At 51.2% G+C, this 24,091-nt stretch carries 20 protein-coding genes; 1 reads left to right on the forward strand and 19 read right to left on the reverse strand.

What is annotated here, in order from left to right:
• The first annotated feature begins 72 nt into the window (after nt 1–72).
• Complete coding sequence (gene thrC / locus D570_RS0103510) at nt 73–1,602, forward strand: threonine synthase (protein ID WP_018143017.1); 1,530 nt, start codon at nt 73–75, stop codon at nt 1,600–1,602.
• Nucleotides 1,603–1,701: 99 nt separating this feature from the next.
• On the opposite strand, the gene D570_RS0103515 is transcribed toward thrC, so the two are convergent.
• From D570_RS0103515 to pheS, 19 genes are all read right to left on the reverse strand, one after another.
• Nucleotides 1,702–3,438: a DNA repair protein RecN gene (locus D570_RS0103515; protein WP_018143018.1), complete on the reverse strand. Its 1,737-nt coding sequence runs from the start codon at nt 3,436–3,438 to the stop codon at nt 1,702–1,704.
• Nucleotides 3,439–4,353, reverse strand: a complete 915-nt coding sequence (locus tag D570_RS0103520) for an NAD kinase (protein WP_018143019.1) — start codon at nt 4,351–4,353, stop codon at nt 3,439–3,441.
• Between the two features lie 81 nt (nt 4,354–4,434).
• The gene (locus D570_RS0103525) at nt 4,435–5,190 is read right to left on the reverse strand and encodes a TlyA family RNA methyltransferase (protein ID WP_018143020.1); all 756 of its coding nucleotides are present in this window, start codon (nt 5,188–5,190) and stop codon (nt 4,435–4,437) included.
• 3 nt (nt 5,191–5,193) lie between these two features.
• Nucleotides 5,194–5,358 carry a hypothetical protein gene (locus D570_RS09400; protein ID WP_018143021.1) on the reverse strand — a complete coding sequence of 55 codons (165 nt, stop codon included), beginning with the start codon at nt 5,356–5,358 and terminating at the stop codon, nt 5,194–5,196.
• Nucleotides 5,359–5,368: 10 nt separating this feature from the next.
• Nucleotides 5,369–6,469, reverse strand: coding sequence for an HAD-IIA family hydrolase (locus tag D570_RS0103535; protein ID WP_018143022.1), 1,101 nt, complete (start codon nt 6,467–6,469; stop codon nt 5,369–5,371).
• Nucleotides 6,470–6,541: 72 nt separating this feature from the next.
• Nucleotides 6,542–8,050 (reverse strand): hypothetical protein, encoded by a 1,509-nt coding sequence (locus D570_RS0103540; protein WP_018143023.1) that lies wholly within the window; start codon nt 8,048–8,050, stop codon nt 6,542–6,544.
• 3 nt (nt 8,051–8,053) lie between these two features.
• Complete coding sequence (gene tyrS, locus D570_RS0103545) at nt 8,054–9,373, reverse strand: tyrosine--tRNA ligase (protein WP_018143024.1); 1,320 nt, start codon at nt 9,371–9,373, stop codon at nt 8,054–8,056.
• A gap of 495 nt (nt 9,374–9,868) precedes the next feature.
• The gene (locus D570_RS0103550; RefSeq protein ID WP_018143025.1) at nt 9,869–10,153 is read right to left on the reverse strand and encodes a thiamine-binding protein; all 285 of its coding nucleotides are present in this window, start codon (nt 10,151–10,153) and stop codon (nt 9,869–9,871) included.
• 253 nt (nt 10,154–10,406) lie between these two features.
• Complete coding sequence (argH, locus tag D570_RS0103555; protein WP_018143026.1) at nt 10,407–11,894, reverse strand: argininosuccinate lyase; 1,488 nt, start codon at nt 11,892–11,894, stop codon at nt 10,407–10,409.
• A 29-nt stretch (nt 11,895–11,923) separates the two neighbouring features.
• A complete protein-coding gene (locus D570_RS0103560; RefSeq protein ID WP_018143027.1) occupies nt 11,924–13,162 on the reverse strand; it encodes an argininosuccinate synthase in 1,239 nt (412 codons plus the stop codon).
• An 87-nt stretch (nt 13,163–13,249) separates the two neighbouring features.
• Nucleotides 13,250–13,786, reverse strand: coding sequence for an arginine repressor (locus D570_RS0103565; protein ID WP_018143028.1), 537 nt, complete (start codon nt 13,784–13,786; stop codon nt 13,250–13,252).
• A gap of 87 nt (nt 13,787–13,873) precedes the next feature.
• Nucleotides 13,874–14,851, reverse strand: coding sequence for an ornithine carbamoyltransferase (gene argF, locus D570_RS0103570; RefSeq protein WP_018143029.1), 978 nt, complete (start codon nt 14,849–14,851; stop codon nt 13,874–13,876).
• 61 nt (nt 14,852–14,912) lie between these two features.
• Entirely contained in the window at nt 14,913–16,148 is a 1,236-nt protein-coding gene (locus D570_RS0103575) for an acetylornithine transaminase (protein ID WP_018143030.1), read from the reverse strand.
• The gene (gene argB, locus D570_RS0103580; protein WP_018143031.1) at nt 16,141–17,103 is read right to left on the reverse strand and encodes an acetylglutamate kinase; all 963 of its coding nucleotides are present in this window, start codon (nt 17,101–17,103) and stop codon (nt 16,141–16,143) included. Before argB ends, D570_RS0103575 begins: the two co-directional genes overlap by 8 nt.
• Nucleotides 17,104–17,108: 5 nt before the next feature.
• Nucleotides 17,109–18,281, reverse strand: coding sequence for a bifunctional glutamate N-acetyltransferase/amino-acid acetyltransferase ArgJ (gene argJ / locus D570_RS0103585; RefSeq protein WP_018143032.1), 1,173 nt, complete (start codon nt 18,279–18,281; stop codon nt 17,109–17,111).
• Nucleotides 18,278–19,402, reverse strand: a complete 1,125-nt coding sequence (locus tag D570_RS0103590) for an N-acetyl-gamma-glutamyl-phosphate reductase (protein ID WP_018143033.1) — start codon at nt 19,400–19,402, stop codon at nt 18,278–18,280. Before D570_RS0103590 ends, argJ begins: the two co-directional genes overlap by 4 nt.
• Before the next feature lie 178 nt (nt 19,403–19,580).
• Nucleotides 19,581–20,240: a hypothetical protein gene (locus tag D570_RS0103595; RefSeq protein WP_018143034.1), complete on the reverse strand. Its 660-nt coding sequence runs from the start codon at nt 20,238–20,240 to the stop codon at nt 19,581–19,583.
• 21 nt (nt 20,241–20,261) lie between these two features.
• Complete coding sequence (gene pheT / locus D570_RS0103600; RefSeq protein WP_018143035.1) at nt 20,262–22,859, reverse strand: phenylalanine--tRNA ligase subunit beta; 2,598 nt, start codon at nt 22,857–22,859, stop codon at nt 20,262–20,264.
• A gap of 2 nt (nt 22,860–22,861) precedes the next feature.
• On the reverse strand, nt 22,862–23,917 hold the full coding sequence (gene pheS / locus D570_RS0103605) for a phenylalanine--tRNA ligase subunit alpha (protein WP_026181845.1): 1,056 nt from the start codon (nt 23,915–23,917) through the stop codon (nt 22,862–22,864).
• Between the last annotated feature and the right edge of the window lie 174 nt (nt 23,918–24,091).

Here is a 24,091-nt window from a genome sequence, read left to right on the forward strand (position 1 = left end):
CAGACATCTTAATTGACATCACGCCAGTTCATTTGTGAGGCATGCAGATTCTGGCCCGATGAAAGGGAAACCGTGGAACTATTTCACAGCACACGCAGTACAGATATTCAAGTCACCGCAAAACAGGCTATTCGCCAAGGAATTGCAGATGACGGCGGTCTTTTCGTCAGCGATGGTTTAGGTCAGAAGACCATTGATGTGGAGTCGCTTCCCGGCAAGAGCTATCAAGATATCGCATATGAGGTGCTGTCTGCGCTTTTACCGGATTTCACTGAGGAAGAACTGCGCGAGTGCATCACCTCCGCGTACGGTGAAAATTTCAAGGATGAGGCGATTACCCCGCTTCAGCCATTAGGCATGAATCATATCCTTGAGCTTTTCCATGGGCCAACATCTGCTTTTAAGGATGTGGCTTTGCAGATTTTGCCGCGTTTTATGGCGCATACAGCCTCTGCGGGTGCTGATGCGGGCGCGGGTGACTCTGCCGACTCTGCTCAATCTGAAACGGATCGCGTGCTGATTTTGACTGCAACCAGTGGCGATACAGGAAAGGCGGCTTTGGAAGGGTTTGCCGACGTGGACTCTACAGGCATCGTCGTCTTCTACCCTGCCGGTCAGGTCAGCGAAGTGCAACGCTTGCAAATGGTGACACAGCAGGGCTCCAATGTCGGTGTCGTCGCCGTACATGGCAACTTCGATGATGCACAGGGCAATGTGAAGAAGATTTTCGGTGATGCAGACTTGAGCAAGGCTATAGCCGAAGAAAGTCACACGCGTTTATCCAGCGCAAACTCGATTAACGTAGGCCGTCTCGTGCCACAAGTTGTGTATTATTTCACCGCTTATGCTCAGTTGCTCTTCAGCCAAGAAATTAATTTTGGCGATGAGGTCGATTTCATCGTGCCAACAGGCAACTTTGGCGATATCCTCGCAGGATACTATGCCAAGCGTTTGGGCTTACCAGTTGGAAAATTGGTGGTGGCCAGCGATAAGAATAACGTGCTCTACGATTTCCTTACCACAGGCGCGTATGATCGCAATCGTGAATTCTTCACCACCATCTCCCCAAGTATGGATATCCTCATTTCATCCAACTTGGAGCGCATGCTGTATTACTTCAGCGATGGCGATACAGAGCTCATCTCCCGTTTGATGAACGATTTGGCGGCAACCGGTCGCTATGAAGTGCCTGCAGAAATTATGACGAAGATTCGTGCAGTCTTTGACTGCGGCTGGGCTGACGAAGATCAGGTGCGCGCGGCTATCGCCGAATGCTGGGAGGAGAACCAGTATGTGCTCGATCCGCATACCGCCTGCGCTTACCATGTGCTCTCCACCACCGAGGGCACGCCTATGGCTCCTCGTGTGGTGCTTGCGACGGCAAGTCCTTACAAGTTCCCACGCGCTGTGCTGGAGGCATTAGGTAAGGAAGCGCCGGCTAGCGACTTTGCTTGCATGGATGTTTTGCACGAGCTCAGTGGCGTGCCAATTCCACAAAATTTGCGCTCACTCGAGGGGCAAACGGCTCGCTTTGATGCGGAAATCAATGTGGAGGATATGCCTGAATATGTCCGCTCGATGGCTGCGCAGTTTGCACAGTAATCACAGTAAAAACGTCATCGCTGTATAAATACATTTAATCCCTCTGGTCTTGTGAGACTCAGAGGGATTATTTTGCCATGGGCGCTTGAGGAGTGTGCGCTAAAGTGTGCACTCCTCGAGTAACTCTTCAGCGTGTTGCAAGGAGGTCTGCGTTTGTGACCCGGATAGCATACGCGCAATTTCTTCTACGCGCGCGTTCCCACTCACTTCACGGACCGAAGTAGATGCGCTGGTATCCGTTTTTGCTTTTGCCACAACGAATTGTTTGCCTGCCCACGCAGCTACCTGAGGCAAGTGCGTGACCACTATGATTTGTGTGCCCCGTGCTAGTAAAGCTAGGCGTTTGCCCAGTTCTGTAGCAGCCTTACCGCCCACGCCGGCATCGATTTCATCGAAAATCAAGGTAGGTACCGCATCGCCGTCACTATTTGCGTTATTTGTGCTATCTTCATTTGCCTTATCGCTGGGCACAGCAGCATGCTTCTTTTCAAAGGCTACCAATTCTAGCGCAAGCATTAGTCGGCTCAGTTCACCACCGGACGCGCTTTTGCCCAGAGGAAGCCACGGTGAGCCAGGAAACGGCATAAATTCGAAAGCCACCGTATCCATGCCGAAAAGGTCCAGAGTATCTTTTTCGGTCACGCGAATCTGCAGTGCAGAGCCTTCCATGGCCAAAGACTTCAATTCCTCGGTAACCTTCTCCCCCAGCTCTTGGGCCGCGTTCTCCCGTGTGTGCATTAATTTTTGGGCGAGTTTTCGGGCTTCTTCGTAGGCATCCTCCACCTGCTTTTTCAGCTCTTCGATGCGCTCCGGGGAGGCGTCCAAATCTTCCAGATCAAACTGCGCCTTTTCCTTCCACGCCATCACATCTTTCAGCGTAGGTCCCCATCTCTTCGTGAGTTCATCCAGATCATGGATGCGCGCATGAATGGTGTCCAGCTCTTGAGGATTAATCTCCTCATCCTCACCGCGAGCCAAGGAGTACACGATATCTTGGATTTCATCATTGACAGACTCGAGGCGAGACACTAATTCTGCCATCTGCTCGATTCTGTCCACAGAATGTAACTCATGAATGGCTAGAGCCAGCAACTGGCTAACCGATTGGCCTTCACCTTCCGCCGATGAATCTAAAGCTTGAAGCGCTTGAGCTTGCGCACTGGCAATCTCCGCCGCATTTTCGATGTATTGGAGACGAGATTTCAGCTCCTCTTCTTCACCCTCATGCGGATCTACGGCGTCGATGCGCGCAATGGCGTCTTTTAAATAGTCAATCTGCGCCACGGCTTCAGACTGTGCCCCTTGAAGCTGCTCGAGCTTCGTTTTCAAGGTCGTATAGCGCTCAAACGCCGCGGCATACTCGCGATACTCAGCTGCATTGGCCGCAAATCCGTCGAGAAAATCACGCTGCTTGGAGGCACTTGCTATTTTTAATTGCTCAGACTGGCCATGGATAGTGACGAGTTCCGAACTAATCTGCGTCAGTACGGTACGAGGCACACTGTGACCATTGAGAACCGCGCGTGAGCGTCCCGTTTTTGGCACAGTACGATTGATGAAAAGCTGGTCATCTACGCACGCGCTGCCCGCGGATTCAGCCAGGTTTTGGATGGCAGCATTGTTTGACACATCGAAGATAGCCTGCACCCATGCCTGATCAGCATCTACGCCTACGCGGGAAGCTTGGGATTGCGCACCAGAAATGAGCTCAATGGCATTCAGGAGCATGGATTTACCTGCACCCGTTTCACCCGTAATCACATTCATACCCGCGTGTGGCTCAATGCGGGCGTGACGTATAGGTCCTAATGAGCGAATTTCAAGTTCTTCAAGCACTTATTTCCCATAGCCTTTCTTTTCCGAAGCAGTTTCGCGCCATCCACGCACCGGCAGGTCGAATTTTCTGACCAAACGGTCGGTAAATACCGTTCCCGTCAAATGTGCCAATCGTAATATGCTGGAGGACTGGCGTACACGCACGTGTGATCCTCGAGGCACGATGCATTGGCGTCGTCCATCGCAGCAAATCCAACCATCCGTGGCTGAAGATTCCAAAACACGCAAATCAAAAGTTGAGGTAGAGCCGATGACCAGCGGATGTGCAAATAGCGCATGAGCGGCGATAGGTGTTAATTCCAAAGCCTGCACATCCGGCCAAATCACGGGACCGCCGGCAGAAAAAGCATAGGCGGTAGAGCCCGTAGGCGTAGACACCACTACACCATCGCAGCCGAAGGAACTCATCGCCACATTGTCAACGCTAATGCCTAACTCCACCATGCGCGTGCGATCCTCGTGACCCAGCACCATATCATTCAAGGCCCAATCGCAAATAATATCGGAGCTACCTGGCAGATAGAGCTCCACTGCTGCAATCATGCGCTCCTCAATGGTGTAATCGCGTTCTGCGATTTTTTGCATGGCACTGTTGAGCTCAAAACTTTCAAACTCTGCCAAGAAACCCACATGACCTGTGTTGATACCAATAATCGGCACTCGCGTCCCCTTGACGAGTTCTACCGCTCGCAAAATAGTGCCATCGCCACCCAGAACGACTACGATTTCCACGCTGTCATCCACAGGCGCAGCATGCACACCAAATTGTTGAACGTCAGGAATATCATCGCGCAAAGTGACATCAAAACCAAGCTCAGTTAGCTGACGAAGTGCTTGATTGACAGTTGGGTGATCATGTAATGCCGCATGGGTAACAACCACAGCCTTACGCTGATTCGTGGCATCATCGCTCATAGTTACCTCCTCAGACCGAATGCATATGGTCACACTGTCTCTATTCTAGCGAGGAGAGCTCCCAGCCATGCTCTGAGAAAACTATGCGCGAGTTATCCACAATAAGTATTCTTGATTGCCATGCGTGCCCGTAATAGCAGAAGGCGTAACCTCCCGAATAGTGAAGCCCTGGTCTTGCGCACATTGGGTAACCTTATCGATGGCTTCTTGACGGTATGCATCCTGAGTGACGATACCACCCTTGCCCAGCTTGGACCGCCCCACCTCAAATTGCGGCTTAATAAGCAAAACCGCATGAGAATCCGTAGGCATAATCTGCGCCAAAACAGGAATCACATAAGTCAGTGAAATAAAAGATACGTCCGATACCACCAAATCTGGTGCAAATTCAAGATCTGCAGGGTTGACATCGCGAATGTTTACGCCACTAGCATCGATAACCCGTAGATCCTGCTCAATGAGCGGATCCAACTGATCATGTCCCACGTCCAGCGCGATAACTTTCTGAGCACCCTGCTGCAGCAGTACTTGGGTAAAGCCTCCCGTAGATGCGCCCACATCTAGGCAATTTTTACCTTCAGGCGTTGGCAAACCATGCGGGATAAATATTTCTAAGGCTTCCACTAGCTTGATGGCGCCGCGCGATACATACTGACCGCTAGAGCGAATATCTGCATTCACACGAATCTCGTCACTCTCGGATACAGTCAGCGAAGCCTTGGCTTTTTCCGGTGAACCGTTGACAAGTACAGCTCCGGAATCAATCAACTGCTGAGCGCGCGAACGTGTGGGCGCTAAACCGCGACTGACGAGTTCTTTATCTAAACGCTGAGCCATGAACTATTCGTCACCTTTGTGATTGTTTTCATCCAGCTCGGATTGCAAATTTTCCAGCACCTGCGTGTAATGCTCGATTACTGCAGAAAAATCGGCATCCTCACTCAAAGGCTGGGCGCCGTTCTGCTGAGAAAAATCTGCAGAATATTCCGTTTCCTTAGGCTGCATAATGGTCGGCTTATTTTGTGAACTCAGCGCGGAAATCTTCCACGAATTGGGCAGCAAAATGAGGTAGCTGGATATCACCGGCACGGATATTCCCACGATCCACAGCAGCCCAAGCCACGCTGGCCGCTGCACGCAACGCATTCAGACTAGAAATATTGTCTGTCTGCTCAGCTCCATCGACCTCAATACGCAGCTGCGAGCCATCCATCCAGGCGCGCGCATTATCACACGTGGCCTGAGCGTCAGACACCTCCACCTGAGGCTGTGGTGTGGAGAGCCCCAGCAAATCGACGCAAATGTAAGTAGGACGCAAAATCGGTTCTGCGGTAATGATTTGCTGAGCATCCGCCACGCCCGTCAAGACCACTGCACTATCGTAACCGCCACGATTTGCAGCCTCAATATCCGTATCCAAGCGGTCACCCACCGGCAAGCAATTTTCTGTTTCGACCATATGCTCTGTAGGGCTAAACAAATGACGAGCCTGATGATACATGGCGGCTTCAGGCTTTCCGGCAGAATCCAGAGGCTCCTGACCCGTGGTTTTGATGACAGCCAACTGGAGCGCACCCGTGCCGGGCGCAATGCCCTGCTCGCGCGGCAAGGTCAGGTCACGATTCGTGACATAATACTGTGCCCCGTTTTCGATGGCGTAACAGGCTTCAGCCAGCTGAGCCCAGCCAATTTCTGGGTACCACGACTGAATAATGGCATCTGGTTTGTCCGCGGCCTTATCCACCACTGTGAGGCCAACTTTTTCAATCTCATCGCGCAAATGATCTTTGCCGATGACCAGCACGGAAGCCCCCTGAGGTAGCTTTTCTGCCAGCATAACGGAGGACACCATAGCCGAAGTGATGACATCCGTGCCGTGCGCATCCACACCGAAGCTACTGATTTGCTCCGCCACCACGTCTGGGAAACGCGACGGATTATTGGTGGTATAAGCAATGCGCATACCTTGCTCGGCCGCCTGTGCAATGCCGGAAGCAGCATTATCTACAGGATTTGCACCGCGATAAACAACCCCGTCCAGATCCAGTAGTGCAAGTGTGTAGCGTTGTGCTAATGGTGTAGCACTTCCTTTAATCTTTACGGGATACTTCGTCACAGGGATACTCCTCGCTGGTATGCGCATATATAAATTGGTCGTTGTCAATTCTATGCAGCAACAGAATACAGATTAATCTTCAACTTCTTCTGTTGCCGCTTCTTCTGCTGATGAATCGTCGGTTGATGAATCGACTGTGTTTTCTTCTTTTGAACTGTTTTCGGAAGGCTCATCGGTGGAATTCTCTTCAGAATCCTCCTCAGAATTCTCAGCAGAGTCCTCTTCAATATCTTCGCTATCTTCAGAATCTTCGTCTTGTGCTTCGCCACGATACGATGCAAATTCGCTCGGATCGATGCCTAAGCCTTCCAGCATGTCATCGTCAACGAATTCCAAATCGTTGTCCACATAAACGTCTGCCTCATCCAAATCATCGACATCGGCGTATTGTGCCTCCAGACGATCGAGCAAATCGTTCAGTTTTTCCGCTTCTTCGTTGCGGCCGGCGAGTTCGAGGAAGTTCTGCTCTGCTTGCACCGCACGCATGCGATACGCGCCGCCCACACCTTGCGCATGAGCGATGGTGTGTACAACTTCCACAGCCTTATCAAACAAATCAAGATCTGCCAATGCGCCCGCGTATACGAGGAAGAGCTCAGCCTTAGCCTCTCCCCTCAAACGCTTAGCGTCATCGGATAGTGCAATATCCACAGCCTTTTGAGGATTACCCAAGCCACGCTCACAGTCTGCCATGAATGGCAAATAATCACCATACCCATTCATGCGATACGCGGTGCGGAATTCACGCAATGCCAGCTTGTAATTGCCCTGACGGTAAGCCACAAAAGCTAAGGTTTCACGAGAGACATCCACGCGAGAAGCTTGACGCGCTACCCATTGGGCATGCTCCATCGCCAACTGTGGGTCTTCCTCTTCCAAGGCGTAAGCGGCGAGCATGTGCAGGCCGATATTTTCTGCATGCTCCTTGGATAAACCGCGCAAACGCTCTTTTTCATCGGATGACAGCATGGACCATTCGAGGCCCTTTGGCATCTTTGGCTCGCCTGGACGACGGTCTGTATAAGGATTCTGCGATGGGAAGCTTAACGTGCCATCGGAATTCTTGCGTGGACGGTCATAGTTTTGAGAGGACTGACGGCCGTTGTGATTTCCGCGCTGGTTGCTGAAACCGCGAGACCTATCGCCGCGGCCATCTTCGCGACGGAATTCGTTATCTGTGCGCTCATTGTCTGGGCGGGAATTGCGCTCGTAGCGTGGATTGCCGCCTTGTGAACGGTTGTCATTGCGACGGCGTGAACCGTGGAAGTCGCGACGATCCGAACGATCGAAACGGCCATTTCCTTCAAAACGACGACCTTCAGAGCGACGTCCCTCGGAATTACGACCTTCGCTGCGGTCAAAACGACGCTCTTCGCCATCCTCACGACGACGATCAGAATTGAATTTTCCAGCACCGCTCCTCTTGCGGAAGCCACCGCCATTGCGGTTACCGCCCGACTTGCCATTGCGAGAGAATCCGCGTCCGGAGCCATTTGAGGAACCGCGTCGGTTTCCACCGAATCCGCCGCCGCTCTTGCCATTACGTCCGCCGGAGCGACGATTAGATTGATTTTCTGCCATACCTTATTTTGCCTCCACAGCACCAAGTGCTTTTTTGCCTCGACGAACGAGAGCGAAACGATTGAAAAGGAAATCTTCGCTGCTGAGCACAGCTTCAGCGTCCTCTACGCGCTGATTGTTGACGTATACGCCGCCACCATTAATGGTTTTGCGAGCCTCAGAAATCGATTTGAAAAGTCCGGAAGCGACTCCCGCTTCCACTACGCGCATGCCAACCTGACCTACTGCGAAGACTTTTTCACCATTATCACCGTCAATTTTAACGCCTTCTAGCGCTGCTTCCAAAGTCTGCTCGTCCAAGCTGGACAATTCGCCACGACCAAACAAGGCAGCCGATGCGTCGATGGCACCCTGAGCAGCCTGATCGCCATGGACAAAGCTGGTTACTTCCCAGGCAAGCACACGCTGTGCCTCACGCGCACCCGGATTCGTATTTACTTCCTGCTCCAGACGTTCAATTTCCGTCTTAGGCAAGAAGGTGAAGAACTTCAAAAGCTTAATAACTTCGCTATCTGGCTGATTGAACCAGAACTGGTAGAACTTGTATGGGCTAAACATGCTAGCATCCAGCCATATGGCACCGCCCTCAGACTTACCAAACTTCTTACCCTGAGAATCCGTGATAATTGGACTGGTCAGCACATGCACCGAAGCGCCACGCACCTTGCGAATCAAGTCCAGACCGGATGTGAGGTTGCCCCACTGGTCTGCACCACCCGTTTGCAAGGTTACACCATATTCGTCGTACAAATGCAAGAAGTCATTGCCCTGAAGAACTTGGTAGCTAAATTCGGTAAACGAAATACCTTCTTCAGAATTCAAGCGACGTGCCACCGTATCCTTGGCAAGCATGGTACCCAAGCGGAAATTCTTACCTACATCGCGCAAGAAATCGATGACATTCATCTGTGCAGTCCAATCGTAATTGGATACAAAACGCACAGGGTTTTCACCCTCGGTCACGAGGAAACGGGAAATCTGGCTGCGCAGACGGTCTGTCCATTCCGCCACGATTTCCTTAGAATTCAAGACACGCTCGCCGCTTTGACGCGGATCGCCAATCAAACCGGTAGCGCCACCCACCAAAGCGATTGGGTGGTGTCCCGCTTCCTGCAAATGGCGCAGCATCAAAACTTGAACAAGATTTCCAATATGGATAGAAGCAGCCGTTGGATCAAAACCGCAATAATAAGTGATTGGTTCTCCGTTAAGCGCCAGTGCGAGTTGTTCGCGATCTGTGGACTGATTAATCAGACCACGCCATTCAAGTTCTTCAAGGAGCGTATCAAAGCCAGCTTCCTTGTAGTTCCTAACTTGAGCCATGGGAAAACTATCCTCCAAATCAGTAGTTTTGATGTAAAAACGCTGTTTTATTGTTAAAATCGGCGTAAATCCGTATCCTTTAGTTTCCCATGTGAGCACGACTTTATGCCCGTCGAAAACGTGGAATTCTTTGCTCTGGAGCGGTGCTTTGTATACCAGTCATCTCTGGGCATATCGCGGGCTTTATATCGAAAAACAAAATGCGTAGCGTGGGTGACACACTACGCATTTTATCTCTATCACATTTGTGGTGAAATGAAACCCTTGGGTTCATTCCCGCATTTGCTCTGAGTAGCAGGCACCCTTCCGCAAATCTGTGTGCTCGCGGTTTTTCTTCTATTGCACATACTTCATCCCCTATAGCAATCACGCGTGCCTGAACGGTTATGCACCTATTCAATGTGTACGAGAAAGCATAGCGTGAGCTTCGAGGGGCAGCATATCGCGAGCGCGCCTATTGTGTCGGAACGAATCTGCTCAGAACTCTCAATGATGCTATTTCTGGAATTTTGAAGTTTTCTCTTCGCTCGTCAGGATGTTACCATAGGCGATTTTTGCATTGACAATTATGTCATCGCTACCCTCTTCGGCAGCAATCAGCGCACAGTGACGTAAAGCATCCATGCATTCTTCGTATTCGCCTTCGATAACGGTTTCGAAAGGCGTCACCTGAGCATTTGGGAAACGATCTTGAAGATAGTAGATGACACGATCAATATCTGGAATGTAATCAGATACCTTCATCGGCAATACTTGAATAGCAATACTACAATTATTCATATTTTTCCTTCCGCTGGCATTATCCAGATCAAGTACGGTCGAAGCAAATGCTTCCTCTCAGCTATATGAGCTCCCGCCGTGTTTTAGTATACCTTGAGGTGCGCACTGTGCGTTTCGCATGCAATTGTGGGTTATGCGCCTTCCCTCATCGGTTTCCTCACCGCACAAATGCAAAAAAGACCTTCGCAGAGCAGATACGCAAATCCGTGCGAAGGTCTTATATAAAGGGAAAATCCTTTGGAGTTTCTTTTGTTTAGAAACTTCCTGGAGCCTTATAGGCGCTTGCATCGCTCGTAGACTGAGCAAATGTGTCCAACTGCGCTACTAACTGGACGGCTTTTTCAATCTGCTCTACGACGCGCACGTAAGCGGTGCCTCCCTTTCCCAGGCGTGAATTGACACTACCCTGCGTGGACAGCACTTCACGGACCTGTGGCGCTACATCAGCATTGAGGAATTCCTTGAAAATGGAGATGTAGTCCTCATCTGTTAAATCCCACAATTCCTGACCGCGCTGCTCGGCTATGCGTACGCATTCGCCGGACAGCTCATGCGCATGGCGGAATGGTACTTTTTGCTTGACAAGCCATTCAGCGATATCTGTAGCCAAAGCGAATCCTGTTGGCGCTTCCTCTTCCATGCGCTGATAGTCAAAGACCATGGTGCGCACCATGCCGGTGAATGCGGGAAGCAGAACGAGGAGTGTATCTACTTGATCGAAAACTGCCTCTTTATCCTCCTGTAAGTCACGCGCATAGGCCGTTGGTAGGCCCTTTAAGGTAGCCAATAATCCGGTCAAATCACCAATCAGACGTCCAGACTTTCCACGTGCTAGCTCAGCAATATCTGGATTCTTTTTCTGCGGCATAATCGAGGAGCCCGTGGAGTATGCATCATCGAGACGTACGAATGCAAATTCTTGAGAATTCCAAATGATTATTTCTTCGGACAAGCGCGAAATATCCACACCCAGCATGGCGGCGACGAAAGAGAATTCCGCAACGAGATCTCGAGAAGACGTACCATCGATGGAATTTTCGGTAACATCGCTAAAACCGAGTTCCACAGCCACTGCCTGTGGGTCAAGACCCAGCGTATTGCCAGCGAGTGCGCCGGAGCCATATGGAGAGGCGTCAATACGCTTATCCCAATCGATGAATCGTTCCACGTCGCGCAGCAGAGGCCATGCGTGAGCCATGAGTTGATGGGCAACCAACACAGGCTGAGCATGCTGCATATGCGTACGACCTGGCATGACCGCCTTATCTGCAGTACGGGCCTGCTCAATTAACGCGTTGACAAGATCGAGCACTTCACGACTGATAAAACGGGCCTGACGACGCAGCCACATGCGGATCAGAGTAGCAATCTGATCGTTTCGTGAACGTCCTGCACGCAGCTTTCCACCCAATTCATCACCGGCGATGGCGAGCAAACCACGCTCGAGCGCCGTTGCTTCATCCTCGTCGCTCTCCTGCGGCACGAAAGCGCCGGAGTCTACTTGGCGCTGCAATTCGTCCAAGGCGTTTTCCATGGATTCGAGCTCGTCTGCGCTCAGATGACCTGCACGGCCCAGAGCTCTGGCATGAGCTCGTGAACCGGCGATGTCATCATCTGCAAGACGCCAATCGAATTGGGTTGATTTGCTTAACCGCGCTAAGGCTTGCGAAGGACCTGACGTAAAGCGGCCACCCCACAAAGCGATGCCGTCATTGCTTTTTTCGCTGGATGCGTCTTGCATAATTGCTCCTTATCCGTGAATCGTAGTAATTATTCTACGGTGCTGGCTGGCACTTCTACAGCATTGCCGAACTTAACGTCACGCGCGGCTGCCACGCGGGTTGGCAAGCCGTAAATTTCGATGAAGCCGACGGATGCGTTCTGGTCGAAGGTGTCACCGGATTCGTAGGTGGCAAGGTTGAAGTCGTAGAGGGAGGAGTCGGAACGACGGCCTACTACTACGGCACGTCCACCATGGAGTACCATGCGAATTTCACCAGACACATATGTTTGCGTGTCATCGATGAAGGCATTCAAAGACTTGACAGCTGGTGAGAACCACTGAGCATCGTAGACGAGCTCTGCCCAGCGCTTATCGATATCACGCTTGATGCGGTGCTGCTCGCGCTCGAGACAGAAGTTTTCAAGTTCCTGATGAGCCGTAATCAAGGCGATAGCACCTGGAGCTTCATACAGTTCGCGAGACTTGATACCTACAAGGCGGTCCTCAATCAAGTCAATACGTCCGATACCCTGAGCACCTGCGCGACGGTTCATTTCTTCGATAGCCTGCAATGGGGTGACATCGCGGCCGTCGATCTTTACTGGCACACCCTGCTTGAATTCGATGGTTACTTCGTCTGCTACTGGTGGGAAGGCTGGATCATCCGTGTAGGAGTACACATCCTTGGTTGGTGCATTCCATGGGTCTTCCAAATAACCTGTTTCGATAGCTCGACCCCATACGTTCTGGTCGATGGAATATGGGCTCTTCTCGGTCTGTTCGATAGGCAAATTGTGGTCTTTTGCGTACTGGATTTCCACATCACGTGTCAAAGACAAATCGCGAATTGGGCTAATTGCAGACAGGGTTGGATCGATGGACTGGATGGACACCTCAAAACGCACCTGATCATTACCCTTACCCGTGCAGCCGTGAGCAATGGTGTCTGCATCAAACTGGTGCGCAGCACGTACCAAATGCTTAGTAATCAGCGGGCGTGAAATTGCAGATACCAATGGATACACACCCTCGTAGAGAGCGTTGGCCTTCAAAGCGCGCATGCAGTATTCATCGGCAAACTCGTCGCGCGCGTCGACGATATATGATTCCACAGCGCCACACGCTAAAGCACGCTCACGAATAGTTTCCAAGCGTTCGCCACCTTGACCTACATCGAGGGAAACAGCGACGACGTCCTTTCCTGTGCGATCCTTCAAATATGGAATTGCTACGGAAGTATCCAAACCTCCGGAGTAAGCAAGAACAATTCTTTTCTGCTCTGACATGGCTAACCTTTCTTGTTGTACGCCATCAAAAATTGATACGTAAAGTAATCTGTATTTATTGTATGAAAAGCTCTTCCGCTTTCGGGTTTAGCGCGCGTCCGAGGCGATGGCTACAAGCCATTGCAACTTTTCCTGTGCGGCTTGATTGTCGGTAGTAATCATCATGACGGTATCATCGCCTGCGATAGTGCCCGCCACATTCTCTAAGGGCTGCTTATCGATAGCGCTGGCGACATATTGCGCCGCCCCTGGCGGTGTGTGGATAACGACCAAATTCTGAGCAGCCACCACCTCGGTGATAAGACCGTTGATGACCTTGGCCAGCTGCTGCTCCAGCTTTTGGTTGATTCTTTCGGCTATAGTTTCATCGACAATGCTGGAATTAACCGCACTAAAAGGAGTTTCCTCAGTGAGGGCATAGGCAAAAACTCCGGACGGCGTGCGTACCTTACTGGCATGCAAATCATCCAAGTCTCGGCTCAGTGTAGCCTGAGTGACTTGGATGCCTTCTTTCGCAAGCAGGTCGACAAGTTGTTGCTGGGACTCGATGATATTGTGCGAAATTAAGCGTTCCACTATGCGTAAACGTGCAGTACGCGTAGTGGGAATTGCTGCATTCATCATGAATTACTAACCTATTTCTTTCATGCACCATTTTAGAATGAGTCATCCTAAAATGATGCAAATGTTGCTCGAGTTGAGCCGTGGATCCTAAAGTGAAACTCCACCCAGAAGGCTGTCATCATCACGCTGCTGGGCAATGAGCCACGTGAGCAATGCCTTTTGAGCGTGCAAACGGTTTTCTGCCTCATCCCAGACCACGGATTGCGGACCATCGATGACACTAGCTGTGACTTCCTTACCGCGATAGGCAGGCAAGCAGTGCTGGAAGAGCGCGTCTGTCTTGGCAGCAGCCATAAGCTCATCATTCACCTGATAGGACACGAAAGGCTTGGAACGCAACGCATATTCTGCTTCTTCTCCCATAGATACCCATGTATCGGTAAAGACACAGTCTGCGTCTTGTACGGCCTCGAACGGGTCGGTGGTTACCGTTATGGAGCCCCCAGTTTCTGCGGCAATTTTTTGTGCGTCACGCACAATGTCTTCGCGCGGCAAGAATCCTTGTGGGCCAGCGACGCGCACATGCATACCAGCAACGGCACCGCCGAGTAGATACGAGTGAGACATATTGTTTGCCGCATCTCCCAAATAGGCAATGGTTTGACCTGGAAGAGCATCCACGCCACCGCGATGCTGCGCAATCGTCATCAGATCGGCCAGCACTTGGCAAGGATGAAAATCATCTGTCAAGGCGTTAACCACGGGAACTGTGGCGTATTGTGCCATCTGCTCTACGCGGTCTTGACCAAATGTGCGCCAGACGATAGCAGAGGTCATGCGCGTCAATACGCGAGCCGTATCTGCCACCGGCTCACCGCGACCGAGCTGAGAGCCATCCTTATCAATAATCAAAGGATATCCACCCAACTCTGCCACGCCCGTAGCAAAGCTTGAGCGTGTACGCGTGCTTGGCTTATCGAAAAGCACTGCTACGGATTGTGGCCCCTCAAAAGGACGGGATAAATAACGGTTTTCTTGGAAAGCCAGTCCTAATTTTAGGATGAGCTTTTGCTCGTCGTGGTTAATATCATCATCGCGAAGCATGTGACGTAGTGTGCCTGCCATATTTTCCCCTTGTGTTCTTTCTTCTCGTATATTTTTCGTCGACGCTCGTGCGGACATGTCTTTAATCATTAGGTAAATCCGTGGGAAGCTGCGCTAAGATTGCGCAACCTTCCTCGATTTGTGCTGCTGTAATGTTCAGCGGAGGTGCCATACGCAAGGCATTTGGTGCCACTGCATTGACGATTAAGCCATGTTCCAAGGCCCAAGCCGCAGCTGCATGTGCACACGGATGAGAAAGCTCTACAGCGTTAAGCAAACCGGCCCCACGTACGGAAACAAAGAGTTCATTGGAGGATTGCGACAGAAGCGCCCTGAGCTGCTCGCCACGTTGGCGCGCATTGTCTATGAGCTTTTCCTCTTCGATGATCTTCATAGTGGCGAGTCCGGCTGCAGTCGCCAAAGGATTGCCTGCAAAAGTAGAGCCGTGAGAGCCCGGTGTAAAGAGTGCGGATACCTCAGCGCCGAAGCTGATCAGGCCTCCCATAGGGAAACCTCCTGCCACGCCTTTCGCAAAGCTAATGGCATCCGGTATGATTCCACCACTGAGATGCTCATCTTGGAAGGCGAACCAGTGACCCGTTCTCCCCATACCCGTTTGGACCTCATCGATGACCAGTAAGGCGTTATGCGCATCACATAACGCGCGTACCTTGCGGGCAAAATCTGCTCCGATAGGCAAAACACCCGCCTCACCTTGGATGAGCTCCATAATGACGCCGGCTACAGGTCCCGAGGCGAAAGCCTCTTCCATCGCTTGCGCATCTCCCGATTCCACGAATTCGATATGTGGCAGCAAGGGATTAAACGGCTCGCGGATATTTGGCTTCCATGTCACGCTCAAAGCCCCGAGTGTACGTCCATGAAAACTGTGTGTCAGAGCAATGATTTTTGCGTCTTTTTCTATACCACGGTGGCGTGCGTGCAACTTGAGCAGCTTCAAAGCTGCCTCGTTGCCTTCTGTGCCTGAATTTCCAAAGTACACATGAGAGCCCTGTGGAGCGCCAGCTTTTTCAATCAGTGCAGTCGCGAGCTCAATCTGTGGCACGGTGGCGAAATAATTCGAGGTGTGAGCAATTTTCGCAGCCTGCTGCGCTACTGCTTGCGCCCACTGAGGATGTGCGTATCCGACGGAGTTCACGGCTATGCCTGCGAGAAAATCGAGATACTTCTTACCATCGATATCCCATACGTATGAGCCTTCGCCATGATCGAGCACAAGCAATGGTGTGCCAAACACATTCATATGGTGCTCAGCATAGGATTCCAAAAGCTGAGGAGTGGATAATGTCTCAGTCATGCTGCTGCCTCATTTCTAAGCCTTTACCGTTGACAATCATGGTGCCAATGCCGGCTGTAGTAAATATTTCGTTTAAAATATAATGCTTTTTGCGTCCATCAATAATGTGTGCTTGTGACACACCTCCATCGAGAGCACGGATGCACGCTTCCATTTTTGGCCGCATGCCGCTTTCCAAATCTGGAAGTAAATCTCGCAGGGTTTCTACCCCTATTTGCCCTACGAGGGAATCTTTATCCGGCCAGTGGGAGTATAGGCCTTCTACATCGGTGAGAATGATGAGTTTTCGAGCTCCCAAAGCAGTGGCCAAGGCGGCGGCTGCCGTGTCTGCATTCACATTCAACACTTGGGTGGGATCTTCTTCATCCGGCGCCACCGAAGACACCACGGGGATCCGTCCAGATGCGATGAGATCTTCTACCGCACTTGCATCCACGCTGACCACATCTCCCACCAAGCCCACATCAATTTTGTGTCCATCGACCACGGGCATACGCTGCGTGGCAGAAAAGAGTCCTCCATCCTCACCGGACAGGCCTACGGCAAATGGTCCATAAGAGTTGATTTCTCCAACGAGTTCTCGTGAAACCTTGCCTGTCAGCACCATGCGCACCACATCCATTGTTTCTTGATTTGTGACGCGCAAACCGCCCTTAAACTCCGATTTAATGCCCAAATTTTCCAGCATTTCACTGATTTGAGGACCGCCCCCATGGACGACTACTGGGTGAAGACCTACTTGGCGCAGAAAAACCATGTCTTCTGCAAATGCGGCGCGAAGTTCGTCGCTGACCATAGCGTTGCCACCATATTTCACGACAACGAGTGATCCAGCAAATTCTTGTAGCCAAGGCATCATCTCGAGAAGTACTTCAGATTTTTGAGCATCTGTCAAATCTTGATGCACATCGAGCTGATGAAAATAGTCGCTACTCTTGTCTTGAACTTCTTGCATGATGCCTACGATTCATAATCTGCGTTAATATGCACATAATCCAGCGTTAAATCATCCGTCCATACGGTTGCTTGCTCGTGTGAACCGGTGCCGAGGTCGATATCGATATGAACCTCTCTTTCGGCCATGGATACGAGCTCTCGGCTTTGGCCAGGTTTGCCGCCATCACATACTCGTATACCATTGATATCCACACTTACATTATCCGGATGGAATTCTGCCACAGACGCTGGAACAGTGCCTAAGGAAGAAACCACACGACCCCAGTTTGGATCATTACCATAAATTGCACATTTCAGGAGGTTCGACGCTGCCACGGCACGAGCACAAGCCAGCGCCCCCTCATAATCCTGTGCTCCCGTTACGCGTATGCGAATGTCGTGAGAGGAGCCTTCTCCGTCGCCGATGATTTGGCGGGCGAGGCGTGCACAGGCCTGAGCGATAACGCCCTCAAACTCCTGCTCATCCGCTTCTACTCCACTAGCACCCGAAGCGAGTAATAACACCGTGTCATTCGTAGACATGCATCCATCCACATCGATGCAGTCGAAGCTTTGGGAAGTCGCCTTTTTCAAGGCTGTCTGAGCCAATTCTGGACTGACGACAGCATCTGTAGTAATCACGCTGATCATGGTGGCAAGCTGAGGAGCAATCATGCCGGAGCCCTTCACCATCCCGCCAACCTTGAAACCCGTCGCTTGAATTTCGACAGTCTTCGGTTTGGTGTCCGTGGTCATTATAGCTTCCGCCGCATTGTGCCCCGCCTGCTCATCCTGAGCTAATTCGGCTGCAGCCTTTTCGATGCCCTGAAAAACAGCCTCTAAAGGCAGTAACTCGCCAATAAGACCCGTCGACGCCACCAACACAGAATCTTCAGCGACGCCCAATTTCTCAGCAGCGAACTGTGCGGTTTTTTCGCTCTGCTGGAGACCTTCTGCTCCCGTGCATGCATTTGCACCTCCAGAATTGATGACAATGGCACGCGCATGGCCCGTGGAGACAATTTTCCTCGAATACTGTACTGGAGCAGCCGCAAAACGATTCGAAGTGAAAACACCTGCCGCCACATCTAAGGGGCCGTTGTTGACCACCAGTGCGAGGTCTTTCTTCCCCTCGATTGCTGAAATACCTCCACGCACACCGGCGGTGGAAAATCCTTGAGCAAAAACTACGCTCATGGTGCTACTCCAATCGTTGTAAGCCCGGCATCTTCAGGAAGACCCAAGGCGATATTCAAAGATTCAATGGCTTGACCGGCCGTGCCTCGATTGAGATTATCGATAGCACAGAAAGCATATAATAGGCCCGCATTGCGGTCTACAGCGACCTGAAGCTGAGCACTATTTGACCCCACAACATCTGCGGTAGCAGGAATCATACCCTGTGGAAGCAGATGTATGAAGGACTGATTCTTATACACCTGCTCGTATACCTGACGAATATCATCATCGCTCAATGCCCAACCTTGATCGGATAAAGGTGCACTGACTGTGGCGAAAATACCACGGGACATAGGTGCCAGCACTGGCGTAAAACCGAGACTGAATTCCGATGCGTGATCTACCGACACGCCTGCGGCATGCGTAAAATTCTGCTTAATCTCAGGAATATGCCTATGCTTGCCACCCACAGCATATGCAGTAGCGGAGCCCAGCGCTTGCGCCGCCAGCAGGTTGATGCGCCCCAGATTCTTACCAGCTCCCGAATATCCTACGACGAGGTTGGCAGTAATGTTCGTGTCCACTAATCCTGCGCTAATAGCCGGCTGGAAAGCCAATGTCGTCGCTGTCACATTGCACCCAGGGCCCGCAATGCGCGTAGCCCCGATCAGATTGTTTCGCTGGAATGTGAGTTTCGTATCAGAACTGATATGCGCATCTATAGCAGAAGTGAGGAGCTCCGGCATGCCATATACCCATGGCTCGTAGAAATCTCCACCATAAAAGGCATCCCAGTCTGCTGCGCTTTCCAGTCTGTGATCTGCGCCCAAATCCACGATAACCTGGACATCGGAGAGTTGCTCAGCGATTTTTCCGGATGCACCGTGCGGCAAAGCAAGAATTACCACATCGTGACCATTCAAATGCTCAGGAGTGGTGTCTTGCACCACAAGTTCAGAAAGCTGTGGAATATGCGGCGCATACTCGCCGAATTTATGTCCCACAGAAGAGCGCCCTGCTACCGTAGTCACGCGAAAATAAGGGTGCGTTGCAAGGATGCGCACCGCTTCGCCTCCCGCATATCCCGTAGCTCCTACCACGGCTACGCTCAGGATTGGATGAGTTTCATCACTTTGCATAATCACACCTACTTATTCATGTTTATGTATAATTATGCATATATGACTCGACAGACGTCATCTCCATGTCACATGATGAACACGTTAAATTCACGGTATTTCAAGCAAAAGAAAAGCTGACGTTCGACACGCCAGCTTTTTCAACACTGTGCATATTCACCATATGCTCAGAAATAATTTATGCAGCCTGAGGAAGATTTGCCTGCAACCAATCCAGCACATTCTTCAAAAACTCTGCTTCTGTCATGCCCGCATACACAAGATACGCATAAAGGGCAATTTGAAGAACGCACAAAACGATGGCAATAATCGCCAACGTGCGACCCTTCATATGCAAAGCCTTCGTTCTTCTCAAAGACAAAAATGCGAGGAATAAGGAGAGCAACGTGGTCTGGGCGAAGAAAGCCCCGATAAAGGCAATGATGGCATAAAAATCCCACCGATTGTACATCGGATTCTTCTTGGGATCATTTGGATCAAAGTCGAAGACCTCAAACGGGTCTTTAACCGGATTTCCGTTGCTGTCGTAAAAACGTGGTCCCGATGCAAATGGATTGGTAGAATTCGCATTGCCCTGAGCGCCGTTTTGAGTAGCATTCCCATCAGTTTGCGTTGGAGTACCCGAAATGGTCACAGACTGTGCAGGATTTTGCTGTGCGCGCTTCGACCTGGGTGGCTGCTCTATGGCCTCTGCAATTTCCGGCTTGCCATAAACATAAGGATCCCAATGAGGAAAATCGGATGCAAGACGGCCATAAGTGGGTTGCTGAGGTGCATCATCTCGATTCTTGCTAGGATGTGCTGCCTGCTCGTTTACTTGTGAATTCTCATCTGTCATAGGACTATCCCCTTCCCTTACTTATGCGCGCAGCACGGCTCCTACAGCCTGTGCAGCATCGATAATGTGGGCACGAATTTCATCGGTATCCTCCGCACTCAGTGTGCGGTCTGGTGCACGGAAACTTACAGAATAAGCCAAAGACTTCTTATCGCTACCAATGCTTCTATCCTTGAACACATCGAAGAGTTCGATGGATTCAAGCATCTCACCGGCTGCCTTCTCGATGACGTCGCTCATGCGAGCCGCAGTCATGGAATTATCCACGATGAATGCAAAGTCTTGGTGTACTGGTGGATATGTGGATACTGGTTTGGCCTGAAGTGGCTGGTATTCTACAAGATCAAATACGCGATCTAAGTCCATTTCAAAGGCAGCACTATGCGCGGGCAGGCCGAGCTCTTCATTCACACGTGGATGAATTTCGCCCACCTTTCCTACAACTTCGTCGCCAACCATAATCTGCGCAAAACGACCCGGATGCCACGTAGGCTCCACGTCTTCACCGGTGATCTGATGCAAGCTGAAGTGTGCTGCGAGACGTTCGGAAATGCGTGTCACCGCTTCTACAGCATCTGTCCAATCAGCTGTACGCTTTTCACCCATCCAACCCGTTTCTTGCACTTGACCCGTGAAAATAGCAGCTACGTGCAGAGGCTGATGAGGCAATCCGGCATCCAAGGCAGCCAACTGTTCGTCTGTAGGACGCACACCGCCGGGCAATGCAGGAATAGCAGGAGCCTGAGGATCCCACTCAAAAACGTGCCCAATTTCGTACGAGCTGGACTGCAAATTGCCGCGGCGAATATTGCGCTGTACGGTACGCATCAAGGTCAGCATAATTTCACGGCGCAAATATGGGCGGTCGCCTGCCAGCGGATTTTCCAACTCTACGCTCACAGGCAGAACCTGCTGCTCACCAATGGCAAAATCATGGAAATCCGCCTCGCCCACAAATGGATAGCTTATGGTTTCTGTCAAGCCGTACTCCGCCAAAGTATCTGCTACCTGGCGACGACGCAGCTGTGAATCTGTAAGACCTGAGGTGCTCGATGCTGGTACGGCAGGCACCGTTACTGCAATCTGGTCATAGCCTACGAGGCGTGCCACTTCCTCCACCAAATCGCATGGTTCGGAAATGTCTGGGCGCCACGATGGTGCGGTGACATGGAAAATACCGTTGTTTTGGTCTTCTACCGTGCAGCCGATGTCTTCAAGAATTTCACGAATGCGCTCTTCGCTCGTCTCCAGCCCTGTGAGACGCTGAACTTCAGACGTTGGGAATTCCACTGCGGCTGGATCTTGTGTGCGGTTGATATCTGTAGGCTTTTCGCTCACCTGACCGCCGCACAACTGTGTCAACAGCTCAATGGCTTCCGTTGCAGCAGCAGCCTGGAGCTGAGTATCTACGCCACGCTCGAAACGACGACTGGCTTCCGATGGAATCTTATGGCGACGTGCAGAGCGCGCAATCGAAATCTGGTCGAAGTGTGCGGACTCAATCAGAATATTCTTCGTATCGGCCGTGACTTCACCATAAAGTCCACCCATCACGCCTGCCAAGCCCAGAATACGTGAGCCTTGCTTGCCTTCTGGCGAATCTGTAATAAGCAAATCCTCGTCTACCAGCTCGTGCTCTTTGCCATCGAGCGTGGTGAGCGTTTCGCCGTTGCGTGCTCGGCGAATGACGATTGGCTGCTCAATCTTGTCCAAATCATAGGCATGCAAAGGCTGTCCCACATCGAGCATGACGTAATTTGTCACATCCACTGCTGCGGAAATTGGACGCATGCCGGCGCGCAGCAAACGCTGGCGCATCTGATGAGAGGAACTGGCCATGGCATCCACATCCGTGATGGTCTGCGCGTAGTAACGGTCACACCCCAAAACGCCGTGAATTGGGTTATTATCGTCGATAATAACCTGCACATCGCCAGCTTCACTGGCCTCATACTGTGCAGCTTTGGCTGCATATGTGCTGACCACATCCGTGAATTGTGCACCTGTAGAATGATGGAATTCGCGCGCAACACCACGATAGGAGAAGGCATAACCGCGGTCTGGTGTGATGTTAATTTCCAAAGTGGATTCGTGTAAGCCCAGCAATTCCATAGCATCCTGACCTGGAACCAAAGCTTCGTACTGCTCTGGGCTCAGGCCGTAATGGCGCAGCAAGATAATGCCATTATGGTCGGAACCCAAGCCTAGTTCGCGCTCGGAGGCACACATGCCGTCTGAAATATGACCATAGGTCTTACGTGGCTCGATTTTGAAATCGCCCGGAAGCACTGCGCCCGGCAGGGTGACGACTACCTTTTCGCCGGCTTTGATATTTGGCGCACCACAAATGATGCCACGTGGCACCTTGTTGCCATCCTCATCGAGGACATTGTGCTCACCCACATCGATATGGCACCAGTTGATAATTTTGCCATTTTTCTGTGGTTCTGGTGTGAGGTCGACGACATAACCCACCACGATAGGGCCGGTGACTTGAGAGGTGTGAATTTCTTCCTCTTCCAAGCCCACTTTGACCAAATCCGCAGCAAGCTGCTCGTAAGTTTCTTCAGCAGGTACAGCTACGTGGTCGCGCAACCAATTCATATCAATTAATGGCATTCTTACTCTCCCATCGCAAACTGCTGGCTGAATCGCACATCGCCTTCAACCAAATCATGCATATCGTTAATATCGTGGCGCAGAAGCAAGGTACGCTCCATGCCCACACCAAAGGCGAATCCCGAGTAGACATCTGGATCGATACCCGCAGAGCGCAAAACATTCGGGTTGACCATACCGCAGCCACCCCACTCAATCCAACCTGGACCGCCCTTCTTATCTGGGAACCACAAATCCATTTCCGCACTTGGTTCCGTAAATGGGAAGTAGCTTGGGCGCAAACGCGTCTTCGCTTCAGGTCCAAACATGGCCACGGCGAGCTTGTCCAAAACGCCCTTCAAATCAGCCATGGTCAAGCCCTTATCCACGGCCAAAGCTTCGCACTGGTGGAATACAGGCGTGTGCGTGGTATCCAGCTCATCCGTTCTAAACACGCGACCCGGGCAGGCAATATACAGTGGCACCCCGCGAGACAGCAAGGAGCGCGCTTGTACCGGAGAGGTGTGCGTGCGCATAACCATGTTGGATCCCACAAATCCGGCGGAATCCTTTGCCTGATTGCCCTTAATATAGAAGGTATCTTGCATTTGACGAGCAGGATGGTCCGGACCGAAGTTGAGAGCATCGAAGTCGTGCCACTCGGTTTCTACTTCTGGTCCTTCAGCAATCTGCCAGCCCATAGATACAAAGAAGTCCTCGACATCTTCAAGCAGCTTTGGAAGAGGATGGCGTGCGCCAATAGGGTTGCGGCGCACGGGCTGAGTCATATCCACCGTTTCAGCTGCCAAAGCAATTTTCTCAAGATGTGCTTTAATAGCTTCTTCACGGGCGGCAAAGGCACGACCAAAATCTGCACGCAGCTTGCCGACGATTTTACCGGCTTCCTTCTTGTGTTCAGCCGCAAGAGCGCCAATTGCTTTGCTGGCATGAGCGAGCACAGAGCTTCCGCCTGCGTACTCGTTGCGTAACGCGCGCAAATCTTCAATCGTCTCAATAGTCTTGAGCTTTTCGATGCCTTGTGCCACTGTCTCTTGCACATGCTGGGCATCGAACTGAATGTCATCAGTCAATTTGCTTACCTTCCCCTAAGAACAAGTCTGTATGCCATTTTTCCTTTTGGCTTAGACTTTAAGATATTACCTAATTGTGGGAGTACAACTACCTCGTTATCTCACTTCTTCTTCCATTACTCCAAATGTATGCCCATGCCTATTTCACCTGCGCTTTGTCCG

It is taken from the genome of Alloscardovia criceti DSM 17774 (assembly GCF_000376885.1).
Taxonomy (GTDB): Bacteria; Actinomycetota; Actinomycetes; order Actinomycetales; family Bifidobacteriaceae; genus Alloscardovia; species Alloscardovia criceti.